Origin of the sequence: Carnobacterium sp., from assembly GCF_049673005.1 — a bacterium.
GTDB lineage: Bacteria > Bacillota > Bacilli > Lactobacillales > Carnobacteriaceae > Carnobacterium_A.
This window is the reverse complement of the sequence record NZ_JBATXB010000050.1, coordinates 1-4,458: the sequence shown is the minus strand read 5'-3', so window position 1 is coordinate 4,458 and position 4,458 is coordinate 1. Positions and strand designations below refer to the sequence as shown.

The window sequence follows — 4,458 nt, the reverse complement described above, 5'->3', positions numbered from 1 at the left end:
ACAGAAAGTATCTTTTTTGATGAAGAAATAGCGGTTAATCATGTTACTCAACCAGCCTCTTTATTTAATAAGCAAGACTCCATTCATGGCAAATTAGTTTATAATGCTGTCTCAGGAAAAATATTAGGTGCACAATTAATTTCAAAAGCAGATATATTAGAAAAAATAAACACGTTATCATTAAGTATTCAAATGGGAATGACCGTTACTGAATTAGCTCAAAAAGATTATTTTTTCCATGCTTCATGGAGTGCCGTTTATGATATAACCAATCAACTTGGCTTGATGAAAGATTAGGTAGATAGGATGAAAATTGAAGATTTTTTAGAAAAAAAAGAAGCCATTCAACTGACAATTTTAAAAAAAATAATAAAAGAAGGAGGGAAAATATCTTACGAAAATTTGCGCAAAGATAGTAAAGTATCTAAAGCTTCATTAGAAAATTATTTAGAAGAAATCAACGATCATTTACAAGACTATCATGTAGATTGTCGAGTTGAGTTAGATGGTTCATGGGTAGAATTATTTTTAAGTAATCACTTTTCAATTGAAACCGTGTATGCCGGTTATGTTAAGCAATCGTTGAAGTACCAGTTAATTGATTATATTTTTAATCATCAAGAATTTACAGTAGTAAAGATTATTAGTGACCTTTCTATTAGCGAATCTTCTTTGTTTCGAAAAATAAAAGAACTCAACGTTTTACTTAAAGAGTTCTCTATCCAAATAAAAAATGGGCAACTACAAGGCGAAGAATTGCAAATCCGCTACTTTTATTTTCAAGTGTATTGGTTTTTAACACCGTATGAAGAATTCCAACAGGCTATATTAACGAGCCAAAATCAAAATTTAATTAATGGGTTTGAAAAAGAGTTAGACATTAAATTTAGTTCTTTTAGTAGAATGCGTGTAAGCTTGTGGTTTGCTATTAGCAAAAAACGAACAGCTGTGACTAAAAAAATTCACAAGACTATACTACAAAAAATGAAACCCTATAAAAATGATCATTTATACAAACAAGTTAGACAATTAATCCTTCTATATTCTAGTCGCTATTCTATAGAGGTAGAAGAAGAAGAAAGTATGATTCATTTTATATTCTTAACGTCTCAATCGATTTTATCAGAGAAAGATTTCATTAATTATGATTTGGTTAGAAGTCGTAGAACGCCAACAGCTTTAGTAGACACACTTTTAAGAGAAACAATTTTATTGTATTATCTTCCAACTAAACCAACCATTGCATTAGAAAGAAAAATCACTTTTTACCTTTCACAAATTAACGGAACACTGTATTTTTTTGAAGGTGCACTAGAAATGAATGATTCGTCAGACTTCACAGCAAAAGAAAGTGAAGTTTGGGGGAAAAATTTAGAAAAATTATCTAGACAATTATTAAGTACCGCATTAGAAACGGTTGGGAAAATAAATTCTCCAATAGATTCTCTGCAAAGACTGACTTTGTTAGAATATTCAACGGCTTTATCTATTGTTGATTTTAATATTTCAAAAGAGTTATTAATAGGAATTGACTTAAATTTAATGGATATGCATGCGGAATTTTTGACACAAACGTTACTGTTAAATTTGAAAAATATTATTGGCATAACTGTTGAAGAATATCGAGAAAATCACACTTATGATTTAGTCATAACAACTAATTTTTCATCAAATTACTATATAAGAGCAACAGAAATTTATATTATTTCAGAATTTTATTCGCAATTTGACATGATTCAAATTAAATCTCGCATCAATAAATTGAAAATATAAAGTTAAAGTAGATAAGTTTAAATGTACTCACATTGAATTTTTATAAACAAGCCGATAGATACAATAGTACTCTTTAAAAAGTCCATTCAACTAGAATTGTATGGACTTTACCGGCAATAAAACGTTATTTTTTAAAAGAAAGAGATAAAAAAGCAGATTCATTACAAAGTTTATAATTTTTTATGATTACCTTAAACGTTGGTGTATCTGGTTTCTTCGGAAAAACTTCCAGAAAAATAAAAATAAATGAAAAAACTTGGGAGTATTTTGAGAAGGAAACAGATTATTATAGGTACATAGAAAAGAATACGCTTTCAAAAAACAGGAGGTTATTAAAATGATAGAACAAAAATACATTATGTCGATTGACCAAGGTACAACGAGTTCAAGAGCAATTATTTATGATAAGAACGGAAGAAATGTAGGAAGTTCACAAAAAGAATTTACACAATTCTTTCCAAATGATGGTTGGGTAGAACACAACGCTAATGAAATTTGGAACTCTGTTCAGTCCGTTATTGCTGGAGCATTTATCGAATCAGGTATTCGACCAACTGAGATTGCAGGTATTGGGATCACAAACCAACGTGAAACGACTGTCATTTGGGATAAGAAAACAGGATTGCCAATTTACAATGCTGTCGTATGGCAGTCTCGCCAGTCTTCTGGAATTGCTGATCAACTAAAAGAAGATGGTTATGCAGACTTTTTCCATAAAAAAACAGGTTTAATTATTGATGCTTACTTCTCTGCAACAAAAGTTCGCTGGATTCTAGACCATGTAGATGGTGCACAAGAGCGTGCTGAAAAAGGTGAGTTATTATTTGGAACAATCGATAGCTGGTTAGTATGGAAGTTAACAGACGGTGGTTCACACGTAACCGATTACTCAAATGCAAGTAGAACAATGATGTTCAATATTCATGATTTAGAGTGGGATCAAGAAATTCTAGATTTATTGAATATTCCCAAAGTTATGTTGCCAAAAGCTTGTTCTAACTCTGAAGTATATGGACACACGCGTAGTTTCCACTTTTACGGCGGAGAAGTTCCAATCTCAGGAATGGCTGGAGATCAACAAGCAGCGTTGTTTGGACAAATGGCGTACGAACCTGGAATGGTCAAAAATACCTATGGTACAGGTTCATTTATTGTGATGAATACTGGTGAAAAACCAACGCTATCTAAAAATAATTTGCTGACAACGATTGGTTATGGAATAAATGGAAAAGTTTATTACGCTATTGAAGGAAGTGTCTTTGTGACAGGTTCTGCTATCCAGTGGTTAAGAGATGGGCTGAAGATTATCGACAACGCTGGCGATACAGAGAAAATTGCAATGGACTCAACAAGTGATGATGAACTGTTTGTAGTGCCTGCTTTTACTGGTTTAGGAGCACCTTACTGGGATTCCAAAGCACGTGGAGCTATCTTTGGAATTACTCGTGGAACAACAAGAGCAGACTTTGTTAAAGCAACATTACAATCGATTGCTTATCAAGTAAGAGACGTTATCGATACAATGAAAGAAGATACTGGAATCGATATTCCTTTACTAAAAGTTGATGGTGGAGCAGCACACAATGATTATTTATTGCAATTCCAAGCAGATATTTTAAACTCTTCTGTTCAAAGACCTCGTGATTTAGAAACAACGGCATTGGGCGCAGCATTTTTAGCAGGCCTAGCTGTTGGATTCTGGAAAGATTTAGACGAGTTGAAAGAGTTTTATGAAGCTGGAGAAGCATTTGAACCATCTATGCCAGAAGAAAAACGTGAAGAGTTATACAGCGGTTGGAAACAAGCTGTTGCTGCAACACAAGCGTTCAAGCCTACCTCAAACTAACGATAGGCAAAAGGGGGAAATGATAATATGACTTTTTCAAATGAAACAAGAGAAAAAACAATAGAACAATTAAAAACGAAACAATTAGATGTGCTAATTATCGGTGGTGGGATTACAGGTGCTGGTGTTGCGCTCCAAGCGAGCGCAGCTGGTATGCAGACGGCTTTGATAGAAATGCAAGATTTCTCAGAAGGCACCTCTTCTCGATCTACAAAATTGGTTCATGGTGGAATTCGCTACTTGAAAAACTTCGATGTTGAAGTTGTAGCGGACACCGTAACTGAGAGAGCTGTTGTTCAAGGTATTGCACCACATATTCCAAAACCTGCTCCAATGTTGTTGCCTATTTATAATGAAGCAAGTTCTACTTTTAATATGTTTTCTGTTAAAGTTGCGATGGATTTGTATGACCGGTTAGCGAATGTTACCGGTAGCAAGTACGCAAACTACACGTTATCAGCAGATGAAGTATTAAAAAGAGAACCTCACTTGAGAAAAGATGGGTTACTTGGTGGTGGCGTTTATCTTGATTTTAAAAACAATGATGCACGCTTGGTAATTGAGAATATCAAACAAGCAGCAGCTGACGGTGGATACATGCTTAGTCGAGTAAAAGCTGTTGGGTTCATTTATAATCAAGAAGGAAAAGTTGAAGGCGTCAAAGCTGAAGACGTAGTAACCGGTGAGCGGTTTGACATTAAAGCTAATTTAATCATCAATACAAGTGGACCTTGGGTTGATAAAGTTCGTCAATTGGATACATCGAAAGATTTTGTACCACAAATTAGACCAACAAAAGGGGTTCATTTAGTTGTCAATAGTAGTAGGCTAACGGTTCC

General features: G+C 34.0%; 3 protein-coding genes and 1 pseudogene. All 4 read left to right on the top strand.

Features of this window, described 5'->3' with window-relative positions; genetic code table 11:
- Window positions 1–297: pseudogene (locus tag WBF61_RS04470) on the top strand (oxidoreductase); the annotation flags it as partial.
- Between the two features lie 9 nt (window positions 298–306).
- On the top strand, window positions 307–1,773 hold the full coding sequence (locus WBF61_RS04465) for a helix-turn-helix domain-containing protein (protein ID WP_424254288.1): 1,467 nt from the start codon (window positions 307–309) through the stop codon (window positions 1,771–1,773).
- A 337-nt stretch (window positions 1,774–2,110) separates the two neighbouring features.
- Window positions 2,111–3,619 carry a glycerol kinase GlpK gene (glpK, locus tag WBF61_RS04460; RefSeq protein WP_424254287.1) on the top strand — a complete coding sequence of 503 codons (1,509 nt, stop codon included), beginning with the start codon at window positions 2,111–2,113 and terminating at the stop codon, window positions 3,617–3,619.
- A 27-nt stretch (window positions 3,620–3,646) separates the two neighbouring features.
- Window positions 3,647–4,458 (top strand): FAD-dependent oxidoreductase (locus tag WBF61_RS04455; protein ID WP_424254285.1); only part of this gene is annotated, 812 nt, incomplete at its 3' end.